This is a genomic window from Rhizobacter sp. P2_H2, assembly GCF_056403375.1.
Window position 1 is genome coordinate 1 of sequence record NZ_JBFUFP010001511.1, and the last position, 990, is coordinate 990.

1 protein-coding gene and 1 pseudogene are annotated in these 990 nt (G+C 67.6%); both read left to right on the forward strand.

Translation table 11 applies throughout. From position 1 onward, the window contains the following. Window positions 1–335 (forward strand): beta-barrel domain-containing protein (locus AC1D15_RS34340; RefSeq protein ID WP_477829592.1); only part of this gene is annotated, 335 nt, incomplete at its 5' end. A gap of 143 nt (window positions 336–478) precedes the next feature. After that, a pseudogene (locus AC1D15_RS34345) lies at window positions 479–990 on the forward strand (hypothetical protein); the annotation flags it as partial.

Sequence of the window (990 nt, forward strand, 5' to 3'; positions counted from 1 at the left end):
ACCTGGTGCTGGAGGCGCGCATGGCGCCGAAGGACATCGCCTTCATCCGCCCTGGCCAGCCGGCGACGGTCAAGTTCACCGCGTACGACTTCTCGATCTACGGCGGGCTGGAAGCGCAGGTCGAGAACATCAGCCCCGACACCATCACCGACGAGCGCGGCAACGCGTTCTACCTGGTGCGGGTGCGCACGACGCGCTCGAACTTCAGCGAGAAGATGCCCATCATCCCGGGCATGACGGCCGAGGTCGACGTGCTGACCGGCCAGAAGACCGTGCTCGCCTACGTGCTGAAGCCGGTGTTGAAGGTCAAGTCCAACGCGCTGCGCGAACGCTGATCACAAACTTCCTTATTGGCTCACGAAGGGCCGGATTTGGTGATTCCGGTCACGAAATGGCCCCGTAGGTTCGTACATAAGCGCTGGGTTTCTGGATATCCTGACTGGTAAGTTCTGGCCAGTTTTGCGTCCGAGGAAATCCCATGCCCACCATCGTCCAAACCCAACACGGCAAGGTTTCCGCACTGTGGGGTGCAGCCCTGATCCGCACGCCGGACGGCCACGTCCGGGCGCTGCAGGTCGGCGATGTGGTGAACAAGGGCGACATGCTCCTGACGACGCAGGACGGCATCGTGCGGCTCGACGACCTCGACTCGCCGATGATCACGATGGCCGCCGCCCCGGCGCTGCCGACGGCCGTGGCGACGCCGCCGGTCGCCGACATCGACCGTGTGATCGCCGAACTGAACCAGCCCGACACCGAGACTGCCCCCGCGGCCGGCTTGACGGGCGGTGGCGGCGGCGGGCTGACGCCGGGCCTGCGCGTCGACCGCATCTCTGAAAGCACGACGACCGATTCGCTGGTTTCGCCCGACACCGCGGCGCCGGCCACCACGACGACGCCGATCACGCCGACGACGGCACAAGGCACGGCCGAGGCGACATCGGCGCCGGCTCCCGCCCCGGCCCCGGCCCCCGCCCCCGCCCCTGCGCC